We start from the raw sequence: 17,803 nt of genomic DNA on the forward strand, positions 1-17,803 counted from the left end.
ATCTTCAACGACAGGGCGGGGACGGCGTGGCGCGCTCGTGGCGGGAGCTTCCCACGGGCCGGGTCGTACATCTGCACGCAGGGCAGGACATGCACCTGCACGGCGACCCGGACACCGTCGCCCTGGCGATCGACCCACTGCCCGATGACGCGCCCGCGCTGGTGACATACGTCCCCCGCCCGGCGGGGACCCCCGCGGCTGTGGTCGCCGACGTGCTGAGGGAGCTGGAGTCCGCCGCGCTGGCGATGTTCCCCGCCTGGCTGCCCGAGGCGGACGGCATCACCGGAACCGGCGGGGCGGCGGTTCCGGCCGTCCGTGCCCACGCCCTGCGCGCGGGCTCCGCCACCCGGCACTTCGCGCCCTTCCTCGCCCACCTCGCCGAGCGGGCCCTGCACGAGCGGGCGAGGGGGGTCACGGCCGGCAGCGGCACGGCGGGCCGCGCCGGGAGGTTCCCGCCCGAGATCCGCGCCGCGGGGTTGGCCCGGGTGCTGTGCTCGGGCTACCGGCGGGCCGAGGCCGCGATCCTCGTACCGATGCCGCCCGATCTCGCTCCGTCCGCGGAGGAGGTGCTGGTCGCGGCGTGCGAATGGCTGGCCCACCACGGCGGGTTCGGCGTCTGGCTCATCGGACCTCCACTGCGTTCGGTCGACCGGATCGAGACCGTGACGGCCCCGATCCCCGAAGGGGTGGCGGCGCTCGTCCGCGAGGTCGAGCCCGGCGGCGGCGAGGAGTTTCCGCCGCCGCTCACCTTTCCGCCTCTCGCCGGGTCGCCGCACCCGGGCAGCGCCGCCGAGCGGCGGCTGGAGGCGGCGCTGTCGCCGTGCGCCTGGGCGGCGGGCCGCGAGTGGAACCAGCTCCACGCCTCCGGACCGCTCAGCAACCCGATCCGCGTCGACCTGATCTGGCGTGCCGAACGGTGCGTGGTCGAGATCGACGGCCCCGAGCATCTGAGCCCGCGCCGCCTCGCCGCGGACGGACAGCGCGACCTGCGCCTGCGCCGGGACGGCTACGCCGTCCGCCGCTTCACCAACGAGCAGGTGCTGGAACGTCTCGGCACCGTGCTCGCCGAGTTGGAACGCTTCCTCCACCAGTGCCGCCGTGGAACGTTCGAAGGGTCACTCCATGCCTGACACGTCGCTATCCCAGCGCGAGACCGCCATCCTCCTGCTGCTCATGGCCGAGGCCCGCGAGTTCACCAACCCCGAGCTTGATGAGCAGTTCGGCTGCAAGATCGACAAAAAGGAACGCGAGCACCTGCAGCGGCTCAAGCTGATCGAGGTCGGGAAGAAAGGCCAGGCGTTCACCTACGCGCTGAGCGACGACGGCTGGGCCAGGGCGGCCGCGATCTTCCGTACGGGCATCCCCAGGTCCAGCCGCCTCGCCGCACGGGCGCTCGAAGCGGTCGTCCGGGCCATGGTCTCCGGCCTCCAGCGGCACCTGGATCGGAGCGGCGCCCCGCTCGCCGAGATCTTCGGCCGGGAGGAGGACCTCGTCCCGGTGAGCACCGAGGCGCCGCTCGCTGAACCGCCCGTCGCCCGGGCGGCGGAACCGGTCGCGCACGCGCCGGCCGAGAACGTGCCCACGATCGAGGACATCGAGACGCTGATCCGCAAGGCGTACGCGCAGCTCGCCGACAAGGCGAACGCCTGGGTAAGCCTGACGAGCCTGCGCCCGCTGCTGGGCGACGCCCCCAGGCACGAGGTCGACGCCACCCTCCGCCAGATGATTCGCCGGCCCGACGTGCGTCTCGTGCCGTGGGAAAGCCAGAAGAGCCTGTCCCAGGAGGATCGGGACGCCGCAGTCGTCATCGGGGACCAGCCCAAGCACCGCATTCTGATCGGAGCATGATGACCGGTAAGGAACGCGACGCTCTCGCGGCGCTCAGGTTCAACTACGCGAAGGTCGCGGACGACGTGTGGCGACCGCTGCCGTTCCACGTCGGGACTCTGCACCGGGCATCCGCGCAAAGCATCCTCGACGGGTTCATCGAGGCCGAGGAGAGCGACGACGCGAGCCCCATCGGCATCGTGCTCCAAGGGCAGCGCGGCGCGGGGAAGACGCACCTCCTCGGCTGGGTCAGGCAGAAGGTGCACGAGGAGGACGGCTACTTCTTCCTGGTGAGCCTGCTCGACGCCAGGAGCTTCTGGGAGAGCGTGCTGCTCTCGATGCTGGACAGCCTCTCCCGGCCGATACCGGGATCGGGCACCCAGCTCAAGGAGCTTCTCTGGCGGCTCTGCCTGCTGGCCGAGGTGCCGGAAGACGCTCGGCAGTCCGTGACCGGTGAGACCCCTCTCTCCCGACAGGACCTGGACGTCTTGGTGCGTGCTCTTCGCCGATACGACCGGCACGTCGGTGGCGACGCCCAAGATGTGGCGAGGGCGCTCGTCCTGCGCGCGTCCAGCGACCTGTCCGCGCAGGACGTCGGAGACGCCTACCTCTCGTGCGCAGCGGAAGGAGAGCCGGGCGAACGGGCCGGCTGGGGTTTCACCACGATCGCGAAATCAGCGCAAGAGATCGTCCGGGACCTGTCCCGTCTGGTGGCGCTCACGGGGCCTTCCGTCATCGCCGTGGACCAGATGGACGTCCTGCTCGCGCAGTCGTCCATCTCCATGACGGGGGACACCAGGGATTCCTGGCAGGAAGCACTGATGCTCGACCAGATCGCGGGTGGCCTGATGGCCCTGCGTGAGGTGACCCGCCGCACGCTGACCGTGCTCTCGTGCCTTCCCACGACCTGGACCCTGATCGAAACGAAGGCCATCGACACCGTCCAGGACCGCTTCCGGGTGACCACACCGCTCGACACCATCCCTGATGCGAGAACGGCCGTCGAGCTGGTCGAGAAGCGGTTCCGTGCGCAGTACGGCGCGGCGGGGTTCACGCCGCCGTATCCGACGTGGCCGGTGAAGCCGGAGGCGTTCGAGGAGGCGCCTGAGTACACGCCTCGTCAGTTGCTCATCCGCATCGACAAGCACGTGCGGTCGTGCCTGGCGAGCGGGCAGATCACGGAGCTGGAACGGCTGACCGGCTCCACTCCGATCAAGGTCGTTCCCGACCCGCAGCCGTCCAAGAGGGAACCCGACTTCGGCGAGCTGGACAGGCGGTTCGCGGAGTTGCGGGAGCGGGCGGACGTGGCGGAGGCGCTGGACCCGATCACGGAGGACGCCGTGATGCCGCGCCTGCTGTCGGCCGGACTGTCCGCCTGGATCACCGAGCAGGGCGAGGACGGACGCCTGTTCGCCCAGGACCCGCCGCCGAGCACGAAGCCGCCCCTGCACGCCCGGCTGCGCAGAACGCTGGACGAGGCGACGGAGAACGAGGCCCACTGGTGCTTCCGCGCCATCTCGGCGTCCCATCACATCGCCGCGCTGAACCGGCTGAAGGCCGCGTCCACGGCAGCCGGTCTCGACGAGCGGATACCCGCGCGCAGACTGTTCGTGCTCAGGAACCAGAGCTGGGCGAAGGGACCGGTGACGCAGGAGGCGCTCACGGCCTTCGAGCAGGCGGGCGGCCGTGTGCTCCAGATCGAGGAGGACGACCTCCGGATCTTCGCGGCGCTCCGCGACCTGCTGGCCGAGAACCCGCCGGAGCTCCAGGCCTGGCTCGTCTCCCGTAGGCCGACGAGCGAGGTGAAGCTGTTCGCCGAGGCGCTCAGCGACGCGGCCGTTCCGCGCGTGTCCGGTGCCGAAAGCGAGAAATCCTCGCGGGCGCCCCGGTCTCTGGGCCGCACCCGTCGTATCGCCAATCCCGATCGGCAGTTGCTCCAGTGGGATGCCGTGCCACGGCTGACGTCACGACCGGCGACCGGCGCGCCATCCCCCGTCTCCGGCACCGCACCGTCACAGGGCCCCGTCCCCGCGCCGTCTCCGGCTCTTGACGATGCGCTGTCTCCGGCCCCAGACACCACGCCGTCACCGGCCTCTGGAGGGACGCCGGAGCCGGCCGGCCCGAGCGTCACGATTCCCGGAGGCACCGGCACGGCCGGTCCCGATCTGCAGGTCTGGCCGCCCCTGCCCTTCTCCGAGGCATCGCCGGTCGAGGCGCCGCCCGCAGAGGTACCGGCCGCGGAGACGCCGGTCGATGTGCCCTTCGCGGAGATGCCGATGGTGGAGGTGGTGGTCGAGCCCCGCCCGTACGCGCCGTCGCGGGCGGACGAGGCCACGACGGCTCCGTACCTGACGATCGGGGCGGCGACCTCGGACAACCGGCCGGTACGGATCCCGCTGGAGACCCTGCGCAAGCACACGGCGATCTTCGCCGGCTCGGGCTCCGGCAAGACGGTGCTGATCCGCCGTTTCGTGGAGGAGTGCGCCCTTCAGGGGGTCTCGGCGATCGTCCTCGACGCGAACAACGACCTCGCTCGGCTCGGCGACCGGTGGCCGGAGCCGCCGGCGGAGTGGGGCGAGGGCGACGCGGCCAAGGCCGACGACTACCTGGCGAACACCGACGTGGTGATCTGGACGCCGCGCAAGGAGTCGGGACGCCCGCTGAGCTTCCAGCCGCTACCCGACTTCGCGAGCGTCGCCGACGACGCGGACGAGTTCGGCGAGGCGGTGGACGCCGCGGTCGCCGCGCTGGTGCCCCGGGCGAAGCTGGAGACGAGGGCGGCCAAGGCGCACCTCGGCCGGGCGGTGCTTCGCGAGGCCGTCGCCCACTACGGACGGCGCGGCGGCACGGGGCTGGGCGGCCTGATCGCTCTGCTCGACGACCTGCCGGACGGCGTGAGCAGTCTCGAAGGCGCGGCCAGGCTCGCGACCGAGATGGCCCAGCATCTGAGGGCGGAGACGATCAGCGATCCCCTGTTCGCGGGGACCGGGACGCCCGTCGATCCCGGTGTCCTGCTGACGCCGCCGGAGGGGAAGCGGGCCCGCGTGTCGGTGATCAGCCTCACCGGCATGGCCTCCGACGCGCAGCGGCAGGGCTTCGTCAACCAGCTGCAGATGGCGCTGTTCTCCTGGATCAAACGGCATCCCGCCGGAGACCGCCCGCTCGGCGGGCTGTTCGTGATGGACGAGGCCCAGACGTTCGCCCCGTCGGGGACGGCGACCGTGTGCACGCAGAGCACGCTCGCCCTCGCCGCCCAGGCCCGCAAGTACGGCCTCGGCCTGGTGTTCGCCACCCAGGCGCCGAAGGGCCTGCACAACCGGATCACGGGCAACGCCGCCACCCAGTTCTTCGGCCTGCTCAACGCGCCGGCCCAGATCACGGCGGCGCGGGAGCTGGCCAGAGCCAAGGGCGGCGACGTCCTCGACGTGTCGCGGCTGCGGTCCGGCCAGTTCTACGCGGCGTTCGAAGGCGGGTCCTTCACGAAGGTCCGTACGCCGCTGTGCCTGAGCCACCACCCGAGCAGCCCTCTGACGAGCGAGGAGGTCGTGGCACGGGCGAACCGGTGAGGCGCCGCCACCCGTTTTCCTACCGGCGGAAGGCGGCGGCGCCGGCGGCGGCGATCGCCACCGACAGGACCACGACGACCGTGAGAGTCCCCAGAGGGTTGCGGTGCCGTACGGGAGCGATCGCGCGCATGGCCGCCGGCACGCGGGCAGCCGGTGAGCTCGACGGCGACGGGGTGGGCCGCGGCGTCGCGCGAGGGCGGGAGGACGGCACCGACGCGGGCGGCCGGGGCGCGGCCGCCACCCGATGCGGGGAGTGCCGCGGCGCCGGTGCCGGCTTCTCGGGAGCCGGCTTCGGCGGCTCCGGGGCGGGCGCGGGCGGCGGTTCCGGAACGGGCGCGGGCGGCGGCACGGGCGTCGGCGGGGTGCAGCCCGGCCCTCCGATGCCGACCTCGGCGTGCAGGTCGACGATCACGTCCACGTCGAGGCAGACCCCGACCCGCAAACCGAGTCCGTCCGGATCGTCCGCCCTGAGGGACACACCTGCGGCTGCCCGCACGATCCCCCTGGCTTCCGGCCGTTCCGGTCCCGCCATCCGGGTGACCGTACTGCCGGCCGTGCTGCCGGCCGTGCTGCCGGCCGTGCTGCCGGCCGTGCTGCCTGACGTGCCCGCCCCCTGCCGCTCGGCCCGCACCGGCGTGGGAGTCGCGGCCGTCAGCGTGGCGCAGGTCAGCGCGGCGCAGGCGGAGACGACCGCGACGGCCGCGCGCGGGCCCGCCGTCCTGCCCATGTCAGCGGCCCTCGGGGATCCGCTGGAACTCGTGCAGGGCGCTCACGAACGCGTCGGGCTTGACCGCCAGGCCACCGCTGAACGGGTGGGAGATGTTCCAGGCGAGGTAGACGCCGACGCCGAGCAGGACCGCCATCGCCGTCACCGGCACGAGCGTGAGCCCCCGGGGCCGGGCTCCGGCCAGGAACGGGAAGACGATGACGAGGACGCCCGTGAGGACCGTCAGCAGCATGACGCCGGGGGGCGGCTCGGTGCCGGCGTCGGCGGCGCGCTGCCTGCGGGCGGCGAACATGTCCGTCATCCGCTCCAGCACGGCGTCCCTGGCGTCGCGCGCCTCGTCGGTCGTGAGCGGCAGTTCGGTCACGCGGGCGCGCAGCGCCTCCAGGCGCGCCGTCCCCTCGGTGCCGAGGCGTCCGGCCGCCATCTGCGGCCACTCGTCCTCGACGACGTACCGCGCGTACTCCCGCAGCCCCTCTCGCACCTGGGCGGAGTCGGGGGCGGGTAACGGCGCGGCGGCCCAGTAGGCCTCCACGAGGGCCTGGGTCTCCGAGTAGGTGTTCTGCCGCGCCGAGTCGGCCGAGGTCCACGGAACCACGATCGCGATGGCGAACACGAGCAGGAACAACGAGGAGAGCATCGACCCGGCGTGCCCGGCGGACGCGCCGCCGGGATCGCGATCGTCGGTGCCCCGGCCCGTCGCCCGGAACAGAAGGGCCGCCACGGCCACCAGTCCGACGGCCGCCGCGACGGTCAGTACGCCTATGAGCATGGCATCTCCACAGACACTTTGCTGATTACATGTAGTGAGATGACTATCACAACAAGTAACCATTGACCAGCGAAGGCGGGAAAGCGACGGCGCGGCCTGCCCCGGTCGCCGGGGCAGGCCGTGGCAGGATCGGCGCGGAGGTGATCGCATGCGGGTGGTGATCGCGGGCGGACACGGAAAGATCGCCCTTCGGCTGGCACGTCTGCTGAGCGAGCGGGGCGACGCCCCGGTGGGGCTGATCCGCAATCCGGACCAGGTCGCGGACGTGGCGGCGACCGGCGCCGAGGCGGTGGTGTGCGACCTGGAGCGGGCCGCGCCCGAGGAGGTGGCCGAGACGCTCCTCGGCGCGGGCGCGGTGGTCTTCGCCGCGGGGGCGGGACCCGGTAGCGGCGCGGCACGCAAGTTCACGGTGGACCAGGGCGCCTCGGTGCTGCTCGCCGAAGCGGCGGAACGAGCCGGGGTGTCCCGCTTCATCCAGATCTCCACCATGGGCGCGGGAGCGCCGCCCGCCCCTGGCCGCGACGAGGTATGGGCGGCCTACATCACGGCGAAGACGGCGGCGGAGGAGGATCTGCGCGCTCGGACGCTCGACTGGACGATCCTGCGGCCGGGGCGGCTCACCGACGAGCCGGGGAGCGGTTTGGTGACGCTGGCCGACCCGCCGCTGCCTCCCGGCGCGGTGCCGCGTGACGACGTCGCCGCCGTGATCGCCGCGCTGCTCGACGCGCCGCGGACGCGGCACCGCGTCCTCGAACTCATCGGCGGAGCCGTGCCCGTCGCCGAGGCCGTACGCCTCGCGCTGATGCGGTGACGAATGGAGCGCTCCAGACCGCTACTCATGCCGTCCCGTAAGGCAAGAGGCGCTAAATACCCAATCGAGCACTAACTCATCTCATTACGGAAAAATCCCAGATTTGGGGTGTTCGTGCGCCTTGACGCCGTTTGCGCGGTGGCAAAGACTTCCCTCGACCTCGCGTGATCACTCCGGGCTGACCCCCCTCCCCGGAAGGCACGCCAGACGGAGGAACTCGATGAGTAGCTCTCCCCGGAGGGCGCGTCGCTACGTCGCCGCGCTCGCACTCCCCCTGGCGATCACTCTGAACGCCCTTCCGGCGCTCGCCGATCCCTCTCCCGATCCGGTCCCGCCCGACCGCGCCTCCAGCACCGCGCAGAACGGCGTCGCGCTGATGCGCGTCGTCGTCGCCGACCAGTCGGCCGTGGACAGGCTGGTCGCCCTGGGTGTCGACCTGGCCGAATACAGCAAGCCCGTCGACGGCGGCATCGAGGTGCACGCCGTGCTCAGCCCCGAAGAGGCGCGGAGCCTGCGCGACCAGGGCTTCGACGTCCGCGACTCCATCTCCGACCAGAGCGACTACGCCGCGAACCTGGCCGAACGCCGGCAGGCCCTCGCGGCCGCGGCGGCCGACGCGGCCGCGACCGACACTCTGACCCCGCTGCGCGCCGAGTGGTTCACCAGCCTCGACAACCAGCGTTTCCTGTCGGTGGAGGTGAAGACGAGCGCGACCGACGCCCAGACGGTGCTCACCGCCACCTGGGACAGCGGCCCCGGCACGGCTCCCGACTCCGGCGGCTCGACGACGATGTCCCGCTTCACCGACGCGGGGCAGTACATGTACCACCGGTTCAGCTCGCCGCTGCCGATCACCGAGGCCCCCACCCAGGTCACGATCACCAGCAACCGGGGCGGCTCGGTCACCGTGCCGGTGACCAAGTGGCTGGGCGCGCCGCGCAAGGCGCCGAACAAGCACTACGTGCGGGACTTCATCGACCACTACATGGACCCCACCGAGGTCACCAGCCGGATCACGTGGCTGTCCAAGCAGTTCCCGAAGATCTCGGAGATCGTCGATCTCCCGTACAAGACGAACGGCTACCGCCGCCAGGCGCAGGCGCAGTTCGGCACGGGCTCGGGGAACGCGCTGGCGAGCACGTTCTACGTGACGTCCAAGGCGTACGGCAGCGAGGGCGGCAACGACGTCAGCGTCGCGCTGGCGAACCCCGGAACCGCCTCGGCCCCGCTTTCCGTCGCCGTCAACGGCAAGGACGTCGTGGTCAACCTGGGTACGGACGCCTCCGGCGCGGTCACCAGCACGGCCGCCCAGGTCGTGAACGCCGTCAACGGCGACTCGGCGGCGTCGGCGCTGCTGACCGCCAGCCTCTACCGGAACGGCGACGGCTCCGGTGTGGTGGCCGCGGCTCCGGCGACGAAGCTGACCGACAACCTGAAGGCGCCGGCGACCGTCTCGCGTCAGCCGTTCCAGATGAAGGCGCTGCGCATCGGCAAGAGCCGGGACGGCTCGAAGACGGGGGTGTTCCTCTACTGCCAGGAGCACGCCCGCGAGTGGGTGACCCCGCTCACCTGTGTGGAGACCGCCGAGCGGCTGCTGCGCAACTACGCCCTCGACGCGGACACCAAGAAACTGGTGAACAACCTCGACATCTTCATCGTGCCGACGATCAACCCCGACGGCGCCCACTACTCGATGTACGACTTCAACATGCAGCGCAGGAACATGGTCAACCACTGCGCCGCCGACGGATCGGACCCGGGGCGGCGCAACTCCTGGGGCGTCGACCTCAACCGCAACTTCTCGGTGGGCAGCGTCTACGACGGGTTCAACGGCGGCTCGACCACCTGCACCAGCGACACCTACGCCGGGCCCGTGGAGCTGTCGGAGCCGGAGACGCGCAACGAGGTGTGGCTCACGGAGAAGTTCCCGAACATCAAGTTCGCGATGAACACCCACTCCTACGGCGGCTACTTCATGTGGCCCCCGGGGGCGTACAAGACCGCCGGACGGGAGACGCTGCCGCGCCCGGACCTGGGCACGGAGGAGTACTTCTGGAACGCCTCCACCCACATCCTGTCCGCCGTCCAGGGCTGGCGCGGCACGGCGATCTGGCCGGGGCGCACCGGCCCGGTGATCGACGTGCTCTACTCGGCGGCCGGCAACAGCGCCGACGAGTTCTGGTACAACAAGGGCATCATCGGCTGGGACTTCGAGGTCGGCGCCGACGTCTACGACCCGGCGACCAAGAGGTACACCGCGGTCGGCTTCCAGCCTCCGTTCGAGGAGGGCCACGAGGAGGCGATGGAGTTCTCCAACGGCCAGATCGGCATCCTCGAGGTCGCCCAGATGTACCAGAAGGACAAGCAGAAGCCCGAGTCGAAGCTCGTGGTGACCGACAGGGCCGACGGCTCGGCGACGTTCACCTTCACGGTGAACGAGCCGGCGAACGTCTACTACACCCTCGACGGCAGCCGGCCGACGCTCAGCTCGCCCAAGCTGACCTCTTCGGGCATGCGTGAGGGCGCGGCGAAGATCTCGATCGACAAGACCACCGAAGTGCACTGGTTCGCCATGGACCTCGCGGGCAACGTCGAGAAGAACTACAAGCCGGACGGCAACGGCAAGAACTACAACACGGAGACCGTCACGGTCGACAAGGCTCCGGTGCTCCCGCTGACCGTGACGGCCTCGTCCCGCTGCATCGGCACCTCGGCATACGTCGCGGTGACGGCCGTCAACGACTCCGACGCACCGGCCACGATCGAGCTGACCACCCCGTACGGCACCAAGACGGTGGCCGACGTGGCTCCGGGCAAGCAGGCCTACCAGTCCTTCAACACCCGGGCCGGGCAGATCGACGCCGGCAAGGTCACGGTCATCGGCACCGGGACGATCGGCGGCAAGCAGGTCACCTCGACCTACGACGCGGCCTACACCGCGGCCGGTTGCCGCTGAGCCGCTCACACCGCGGTCACCTGCCGCTGACCGCACCAGGAGCGTCAGACACGCAGCACAGCCCGGGGCCGGCCGACCAGCCGGCCGGCCCCGCCCCCCTTCACGGAGCGATCACATGAGAATCACCAGGACCACTCAGATATTCGCCGCGTCGGTGCTCGGCCTGTCCCTGGCCGGTGCCGGCCTGGCCGGTCCCGCGCTGGCCGACGACGAGCCCGGCAGCGGCATCGACGTGTCGGTGAACATCCAGCCCACCACCACCCCCGGTCAGCTGTCGATGACCGTGGCCGACAACAACGGGGTGTCCCTGCAGGAGAACGGCTCCGACGCCGCCGCCCGTCAGTTCACCGGCACCCTGCCGACGGTCACGGTGACCGACACCCGCACCCCCGAGGAGATCCCCGACGGGGAGTACTGGGCGGTCGTGGGCCAGGCCAGCCAGTTCGTCGCGGCCGACGACCCGGCCAAGACCATCGGCCCGCAGTACCTGGGCTGGAAGCCGCGCCTGCTGAGCGACTCCTCCACCGGTGCGGTCTCGGCCGGTGAGCCGGTCTCCAGTGTCATCTCCGACGGCACCGGGGCTCCCCAGGTGGGTCTGGAGGGCCAGGAGCTGCTGGTCTCGACCGCCGACTCCGCCGACGAGATCGGCACCTCGAAGGTCAACGCCGACCTCGCCCTGCGCACCCCCGTCGACGTCGCCGCCGGCGAATACCACTCCACCCTGACCCTTTCGCTGTTCAACCAGTCCTGAACCGAGGACGCCGTCGCCCGCTGTGGACGTCCGGGACGTGTGCGAGTCCGGCACACGACCCGGACGTCCGTGAAGGCCGAACCCGCCCTGTTCAGGACGAGGTGACACAGGGTTAGGAAATCCTGACGTAGCGGATTGTTGACCGGGCGGTCAATCAGGCACACCGTCGGGTGATAGGTCACCTCTCCCCGTACGGAGGCACGGATGGATCTCACGAGATCGTTGTCCGACATCGTCGCCCTCGTCGCCGGGCTGGTCGCGGTGCTCGCGCCGTTCTTCTGGGCCGACGCCCAGGCCGCCGCGCAGCCGCTACTCATCCTCGGCGCCCTGCTCGTCGTCTCCGCCCTGTGGTCCATCCTGGGCGCGGGCGGCGCCAGTTCCTGGGTCACCGCCGCGTTCGGCGCCCTGCTGTTCGTCTCCCCCTGGGCGTTCGGCTTCGACGGCGACACCGCCTCGGCGTGGACCGCCTGGATCACCGGCGCCGTCACCGTCGTCGTCGGCCTGCTCACCGTCCTGCAGGTGCGCGGCCGCACGACCGTCACCACCTGACCCGACCGGTTCCTCCCCCGGCCGGACCCCGGTCCGGCCCCGATGCCCCGCTCCCCCGTAACGGCCCCGTCGCCCGTCGCCCTCCCCGCGACCGGCGGCGGGGCCGCACGTATTCACACGGACGTCTTCACACGGACGTCTTCACACGGGACGCCATCGCACGGGCGCATTCACGCAGGTCCTCACCTGGTACGGAACAGCCGGACACCGGAGTCGCGCTTATCACCCTTCAAGGGATATGTCGCCCCTTGACTTTGGCGCGAACTCCACTCAGTCTGTTGCGCATAGCGCTTCCTGTTCCACTTTACGAAACTGGGACCTCCGCAATGATTCCTGCGTGCCCCCTCGCCGCCCTGCCCCGGGGCGAGGCCCTTCGAATCGAGACAGATCCCCCGATCGCCGTTTTCCACACCGAGGACGGTGAACTGTACGCGGTGGACGACACCTGTACGCACCAGGACGCCTCGCTCGCGGACGGGTGGCTGGAAGGGTGCGAGGTGGAGTGTCCCCTGCACGCGTCGCGCTTCGATCTGCGCACGGGCCAGGTGGACGCTCCTCCCGCGAAGCTGCCGGTGCGCACCCACCAGGTGCTGGTCCGGGACGAGACCGTCTACGTCGTCCCGTCGGACCTGCCGCCCAACCTCCCGCCCGGCGTCCGTACCGGGTCGGCCTGAGACGCGTGAGGGTGCCGTGAATTCCGTCGCTATCGTCGGCGCGTCGCTCGCGGGGCTGTCGGCCGCCCGCGCGCTGCGCGCCCAGGGCTTCGGCGGGCGCCTGACGATCGTCGGGGCCGAACCCCACCGCCCCTACGACCGGCCCCCGCTGTCCAAGGAGTTCCTCGCCGGCCAGATGACGACGACGGACCTCGCTCTGGAAGCCGACGGCGAGGAACTCGACGCCGAGTGGCGCCTGGGCGTCGCCGCCACCGGGCTGCGGCAGGGCGAGCCACTGCGGATCACGCTCGCCGACGGCTCCGCCGTCGAGGCCGACGGCGTGGTGATCGCCACCGGCGCGGTCGCCCGCACCCTCGGAGGGGACCTCGCCGGGGTGCACACGCTGCGCACGGTCGAGGACGCGGCGGCCCTGCGGGCCGATCTCGACGGCGCGCGGCGGCTCGTGGTGATCGGAGCGGGCTTCATCGGCGCCGAGGTCGCCTGCGTCGCCCGCACGCTCGGGCTCGACGTGACGATCGTCGAGGCGGCGCCCACGCCGTTCGCCCGCGCGCTCGGGCCCGAGATGGGCACCGCGCTCGCCGGGCTGCACGAGGACCATGGAGTGCGCCTGATCTGCGGCGCCGCCGTAAGGGGCCTGTCCGGCCAGGGCCGCGTCGACGGCGTGCTGCTGGAGGACGGGCGCCGCCTGGACGCCGACGTGGTGCTCGCCGGGATCGGCGCGCGGCCGGCGGTGGAGTGGCTCGACGGCAGCGGGGTGGAAGTCGGCGACGGCGTCGTCTGCGACGCGGGTGGCGCGACGAGCGTGCCGGGAGTCGTCGCGGTCGGCGACTGCGCCGCCTGGTTCGACCCCGCCCTCGGCGTCCACCTGCGCGTGGAGCACTGGACCGGCGCGGCGCGGCGTCCCGCCACGGCGGTCCAGACGCTGCTGTCCGGCGGAGCCGTCGTGCCCGACGCCCTCGCGCCGCCCTACCTGTGGTCCGACCAGTACGGCCTGCGCGTGCAGTTCGCCGGGCACACGCTGCCGGGAGACGAGGTGAGCGTGGAGGAGGGCGACCTCGCGTCCCGCCGGTTCCTGGCCGTCTACCGGCGGGAGGGCCGCACGGTCGCGGTGCTCGGCGTCGACCAGCCCCGCTCGTTCACCCGGTGGCGCCGCCGCGTGAACGAGCCCGCCGGGGCGCGATGAGCGCCGGGGCGTCCCATGCCCGCGTCACCCCGCGTGGCCGAGACGGTGACTGATGTCGCCGGCGCCCGCCACGAGCACGGGCGCGAGCTCCCGCATGCGCTCCTCGCTGAACCGGTAGGCCGGGCCCGAGGCGCTGACGGCGGCCACCACCTCGCCCTCGTGGGAGCGGATGGGCGCGGCGATGGCGTTCAGCCCGATCTCGTACTCCTCCACGGTGACCGCGTAGCCCCGCCGCACCGCCTCGTCGAGCTGCCGCCGCAACTCGGCGGCGTCGGTCACCGTGGCCGGCGTGAAGCGCTCCAGCCCGGCCGCGGCGATGAGCCGCTCGCGGTTCCGCTCGTCGAGGTGGGCGAGCAGGATCTTGCCGCTCGACGTGGCGTGCAGGGGGGTGGGCTGACCGACCCAGTTGTGCGCGGTCACGGCCGCGGACCCGCGCACCTGGTCGAGGTTGATGGCGTAGTGGGACCGCGCGACGGCGATGTTGACGGTCTCGCCGATCTCCTCGGCGAGCCGCCGGCACACCGGCCTGCTCTGCTGGACGAGATCGAGCCGTGCGGCCACCCCGGCGGCGAGCCGGACGACGCCGAAGCCGAGACGATACTTGCCGCGGTCCTCCGCCTGCTCCGCCAGGCCGCGCGCCTCCAGGGCGCCGAGCAGCCGGAACGCGGTGGACTTATGGACGCCGATCTCCGCGGCGACCTCGCTCACGCCGGCCTCGCCGCGCTGGGAGAGGATCTCCAGGATCGTCACGGCCCGGTCCACCGACTGGACGCCGCCGCTCCCCTCGGGCCGCGCGGCGGCCTCGTCGGTCCCCTCGGCTTCGGGGTCCGACCCATGACGTTGCGAATGCTGCACTCTATTGCGCATATCAATATCATCCTGCCCGGGAGGCGGACATGTATGACTTTGTCATCGTCGGTGGTGGATCAGCGGGGAGCGCGCTCGCGAACCGGCTGTCGGCCGACCCCTCCAACCGCGTCCTCGTGCTGGAGGCGGGCCGTCCCGACTACCTGTGGGACGTGTTCATCCACATGCCGGCCGCGCTGATGTTCCCCATCGGCAGCCGGTTCTACGACTGGAAGTACGAGTCCGAGCCCGAGCCGCACATGCACGGCCGGCGGATCTACCACGCCCGGGGGAAGGTGCTCGGCGGGTCGAGCAGCATCAACGGCATGATCTTCCAGCGCGGCAACCCGCTGGACTACGAGCGCTGGGGTGCCGACCCGGGCATGGAGACCTGGGACTTCGCGCACTGCCTGCCGTACTTCAAGCGGATGGAGAACTGCCTGGCGGCCGACGACGCCGACCCCATGCGCGGCCACGACGGTCCACTGGTGCTGGAGCGCGGCCCGGCCAGGAACCCGCTGTTCAAGGCGTTCTTCGACGCCGTGCAGCAGGCGGGCTACCCGCTGACCGACGACGTGAACGGCTACCGCCAGGAGGGCTTCGCGCCGTTCGACCGCAACCTGCGGCGCGGGCGCCGCCTGTCGGCCGCCCGGGCCTACCTCCACCCGGTGATGAAGCGGCCGAACCTCACGGTGAAGACCGGGGCGTTCGTCACGAAGGTCCTGTTCGAGGGCAAGCGCGCGGTCGGCGTGGAGTTCGACGGCAAGCGGGTGCGGGCCGGGGAGGTCATCCTCTGCGGCGGCGCCATCAACTCCCCGCAGCTCCTGCAGCTGTCCGGCGTGGGCGACGCCGACCACCTGAAGGCGCACGGCGTCGACGTGGTCCACGACCTGCCCGGCGTCGGCGCGAACCTCCAGGACCACCTGGAGGTCTACATCCAGTACGCCTGCAAGCAGCCGGTCTCGATGCAGCCCGCGATGAAGTGGCGCAACCGGCCGTGGGTCGGCGCGCAGTGGCTGTTCCTGCGCAAGGGCCCCGGCGCGACCAACCACTTCGAGGCCGGCGGCTTCGTCCGCGGCAACGACGACGTCGACTACCCCAACCTGATGTTCCACTTCCTGCCCGTCGCCGTGCGCTACGACGGCAGCGCGCCGGCCGGCGGGCACGGCTACCAGGTGCACATCGGGCCGATGTACTCCGACGCCCGCGGCTCGGTGAAGATCAAGAGTGCCGACCCCCGGGTGAAGCCCGCGCTGCGGTTCAACTACCTGTCCACCGAGCAGGACCGCCGCGAGTGGGTCGAGGCCGTACGGGTGGCCCGTGACATCCTGAACCAGCCCGCCATGGACGGGTTCAACGGCGGCGAGCTGTCCCCGGGCCTGGAGGTCGAGACCGACGAGCAGATCCTCGACTGGGTGGCCAGGGACGGCGAGACCGCCCTGCACCCCTCCTGCACCGCCAAGATGGGCGTGGACGAGATGTCCGTGGTCGACCCGCTGACGATGGGGGTGCACGGCCTGGAGGGCCTGCGCGTCGTGGACGCCTCGGTCATGCCGTACGTCACGAACGGCAACATCTACGCCCCCGTGATGATGGTCGCGGAGAAGGCGGCCGACCTGATCCTCGGGAACACTCCCCTGGCCCCCGAGCCGGTGGAGTTCTACCGGCACCGTAAGGACGCCTGAGATGAAGGACCTGTACATCGGCGGGCAGTGGCGCGACGCCGCCGAGGGCGGCCGGCGGGAGATCCGCTGCCCGGCCGACGAGGAGCACGTGGCCACCGTGGCGGAGGCCACCCGTGCCGACACGGAGGCGGCGATCGCGGCCGCCCGGCGGGCCTTCGACGAGGGGCCGTGGCCGCGTACGCCCGAGCGCGAGCGCGGCGCGCTGCTGCTGCGGGTGGCCGGTCTGCTGGAGCGGGACAAGGCCGAGATCGCGCGGGCGGAGTCGCTGGACACCGGCAAACGCCTGGTGGAGAGCGAGTACGACGTCGACGACGTGATCGCGTGCTTCCGCTACTTCGGCGGGATCGCGGGCACCGACGCCGGGCGGGTGATCGACACCGGCCGCGCCGACGCGGTCAGCCGGGTGGTCTACGAGCCGGTCGGCGTGTGCGGGCTGATCACGCCGTGGAACTACCCGCTGCTGCAGACCTCGTGGAAGGTGGCTCCCGCGCTGGCGGCCGGGAACACCTTCGTGCTCAAACCGAGCGAGCTGACCCCGTCCACGGCGATCCTGCTCATGCGGCGGCTGGAGGAGGCGGGGCTGCCGCCGGGCGTCGGCAACCTGGTGCTCGGGGCCGGCGCGGAGGCGGGCGCGCCGCTGGCCGAGCATCCGGACGTCGACCTGGTGTCGTTCACCGGCGGGCTGTCGACCGGGCGGTGGATCATGGCGACCGCCGCGCGGACGGTCAAGCGCGTCGCCCTGGAGCTGGGCGGCAAGAACCCCAACATCGTGTTCGCCGACGCCGACTTCGACACCGCCGTCGACTTCGCGCTGACGGCCGTCTTCCTGCACTCGGGCCAGGTCTGCTCGGCCGGCGCCCGGCTGCTGGTGGAGGACTCCATCCACGACGCGTTCGTCGACGAGGTCGTACGGCGGGCCGAGCGCATCAGGCTGGGCGGGCCGTTCGACCCCGAGGCCGAGACCGGGCCGCTCGTCTCCGCCGCACACCTGGCCAAGGTGGAGGCGTACGTCGAGGCGGGCGTCGCCGAGGGAGCGAAGCTGCGCTGCGGCGGCCGGCGGGTGGAGGGGAAGGGCTACTTCTACCGGCCGACCGTGCTGGACGAGTGCCACCGCGGCATGCGGGTGGTCCGCGAGGAGTCGTTCGGCCCGGTGCTGACGGTGGAGCGGTTCTCCGGTGAGGACGAGGCCGTCGCGCTGGGCAACGACACCGACTACGGCCTCGCCGGGGCGGTGTGGACGGCGGACGCGGGCAGGGCGCAGCGGGTGGCCGCCCGGCTGCGGCACGGCACGGTGTGGATCAACGACTACCACCCCTATGTGCCGCAGGCGGAGTGGGGCGGGTTCAAGCAGTCCGGCGTCGGGCGGGAGCTCGGCCCGACCGGCCTGAACGAGTACCGCGAGATCAAGCACATCTGGCAGAACACCGACCCCCGTCCCCAGCACTGGTTCCGTCCCTGA

At 71.7% G+C, this 17,803-nt stretch carries 14 protein-coding genes; 11 read left to right on the forward strand and 3 right to left on the reverse strand.

The window, feature by feature from the left end; genetic code table 11:
• Nucleotides 1–26 precede the first annotated feature (26 nt).
• From ACWEQG_RS33655 to ACWEQG_RS33665, 3 genes are read left to right on the forward strand one after another with little or no spacing between them, the layout of a single operon-like run.
• Nucleotides 27–1,130 carry an endonuclease domain-containing protein gene (locus ACWEQG_RS33655; protein WP_452290999.1) on the forward strand — a complete coding sequence of 368 codons (1,104 nt, stop codon included), beginning with the start codon at nucleotides 27–29 and terminating at the stop codon, nucleotides 1,128–1,130.
• Nucleotides 1,123–1,848: a hypothetical protein gene (locus ACWEQG_RS33660; protein WP_452291001.1), complete on the forward strand. Its 726-nt coding sequence runs from the start codon at nucleotides 1,123–1,125 to the stop codon at nucleotides 1,846–1,848. The genes ACWEQG_RS33655 and ACWEQG_RS33660 overlap by 8 nt, the downstream gene beginning before the upstream one ends.
• Nucleotides 1,845–5,393 carry a helicase HerA domain-containing protein gene (locus ACWEQG_RS33665; RefSeq protein ID WP_452291003.1) on the forward strand — a complete coding sequence of 1,183 codons (3,549 nt, stop codon included), beginning with the start codon at nucleotides 1,845–1,847 and terminating at the stop codon, nucleotides 5,391–5,393. The genes ACWEQG_RS33660 and ACWEQG_RS33665 overlap by 4 nt, the downstream gene beginning before the upstream one ends.
• 19 nt (nucleotides 5,394–5,412) lie before the next feature.
• Here ACWEQG_RS33665 and ACWEQG_RS33670 read toward each other — a convergent pair whose 3' ends face one another.
• Both ACWEQG_RS33670 and ACWEQG_RS33675 read right to left on the reverse strand, forming a co-directional pair.
• Complete coding sequence (locus tag ACWEQG_RS33670; protein ID WP_452291004.1) at nucleotides 5,413–6,120, reverse strand: hypothetical protein; 708 nt, start codon at nucleotides 6,118–6,120, stop codon at nucleotides 5,413–5,415.
• A 1-nt stretch (nucleotide 6,121) separates the two neighbouring features.
• A complete protein-coding gene (locus tag ACWEQG_RS33675; RefSeq protein ID WP_452291006.1) occupies nucleotides 6,122–6,889 on the reverse strand; it encodes a bestrophin-like domain in 768 nt (255 codons plus the stop codon).
• 148 nt (nucleotides 6,890–7,037) lie between these two features.
• On the opposite strand from ACWEQG_RS33675, the gene ACWEQG_RS33680 reads away from it, so the two are divergent.
• From ACWEQG_RS33680 to ACWEQG_RS33705, 6 genes are all read left to right on the forward strand, one after another.
• Nucleotides 7,038–7,700 carry an SDR family oxidoreductase gene (locus ACWEQG_RS33680; protein WP_452291008.1) on the forward strand — a complete coding sequence of 221 codons (663 nt, stop codon included), beginning with the start codon at nucleotides 7,038–7,040 and terminating at the stop codon, nucleotides 7,698–7,700.
• Nucleotides 7,701–7,920: 220 nt separating this feature from the next.
• Nucleotides 7,921–10,656: a M14 family metallopeptidase gene (locus ACWEQG_RS33685; RefSeq protein ID WP_452291010.1), complete on the forward strand. Its 2,736-nt coding sequence runs from the start codon at nucleotides 7,921–7,923 to the stop codon at nucleotides 10,654–10,656.
• Nucleotides 10,657–10,771: 115 nt separating this feature from the next.
• Nucleotides 10,772–11,407 (forward strand): hypothetical protein, encoded by a 636-nt coding sequence (locus ACWEQG_RS33690; RefSeq protein WP_452291012.1) that lies wholly within the window; start codon nucleotides 10,772–10,774, stop codon nucleotides 11,405–11,407.
• Between the two features lie 204 nt (nucleotides 11,408–11,611).
• Nucleotides 11,612–11,956 (forward strand): SPW repeat domain-containing protein, encoded by a 345-nt coding sequence (locus ACWEQG_RS33695; protein ID WP_363468534.1) that lies wholly within the window; start codon nucleotides 11,612–11,614, stop codon nucleotides 11,954–11,956.
• Nucleotides 11,957–12,282: 326 nt separating this feature from the next.
• Nucleotides 12,283–12,630 carry a bifunctional 3-phenylpropionate/cinnamic acid dioxygenase ferredoxin subunit gene (locus ACWEQG_RS33700; protein WP_452291013.1) on the forward strand — a complete coding sequence of 116 codons (348 nt, stop codon included), beginning with the start codon at nucleotides 12,283–12,285 and terminating at the stop codon, nucleotides 12,628–12,630.
• A 16-nt stretch (nucleotides 12,631–12,646) separates the two neighbouring features.
• A complete protein-coding gene (locus ACWEQG_RS33705; protein ID WP_452291014.1) occupies nucleotides 12,647–13,813 on the forward strand; it encodes an NAD(P)/FAD-dependent oxidoreductase in 1,167 nt (388 codons plus the stop codon).
• Nucleotides 13,814–13,837: 24 nt separating this feature from the next.
• On the opposite strand, the gene ACWEQG_RS33710 is transcribed toward ACWEQG_RS33705, so the two are convergent.
• Nucleotides 13,838–14,668 carry an IclR family transcriptional regulator gene (locus tag ACWEQG_RS33710; protein ID WP_452291016.1) on the reverse strand — a complete coding sequence of 277 codons (831 nt, stop codon included), beginning with the start codon at nucleotides 14,666–14,668 and terminating at the stop codon, nucleotides 13,838–13,840.
• 41 nt (nucleotides 14,669–14,709) lie between these two features.
• Here ACWEQG_RS33710 and betA point away from each other — a divergent pair, with 41 nt between their 5' ends.
• Together betA and ACWEQG_RS33720 are read left to right on the forward strand one after the other, a co-directional pair.
• Nucleotides 14,710–16,344, forward strand: a complete 1,635-nt coding sequence (gene betA / locus ACWEQG_RS33715) for a choline dehydrogenase (RefSeq protein WP_452291017.1) — start codon at nucleotides 14,710–14,712, stop codon at nucleotides 16,342–16,344.
• Between the two features lies 1 nt (nucleotide 16,345).
• Nucleotides 16,346–17,803 (forward strand): aldehyde dehydrogenase family protein, encoded by a 1,458-nt coding sequence (locus ACWEQG_RS33720; protein WP_452291019.1) that lies wholly within the window; start codon nucleotides 16,346–16,348, stop codon nucleotides 17,801–17,803.

Source organism: Microbispora sp. NPDC004025 (genome assembly GCF_053604425.1).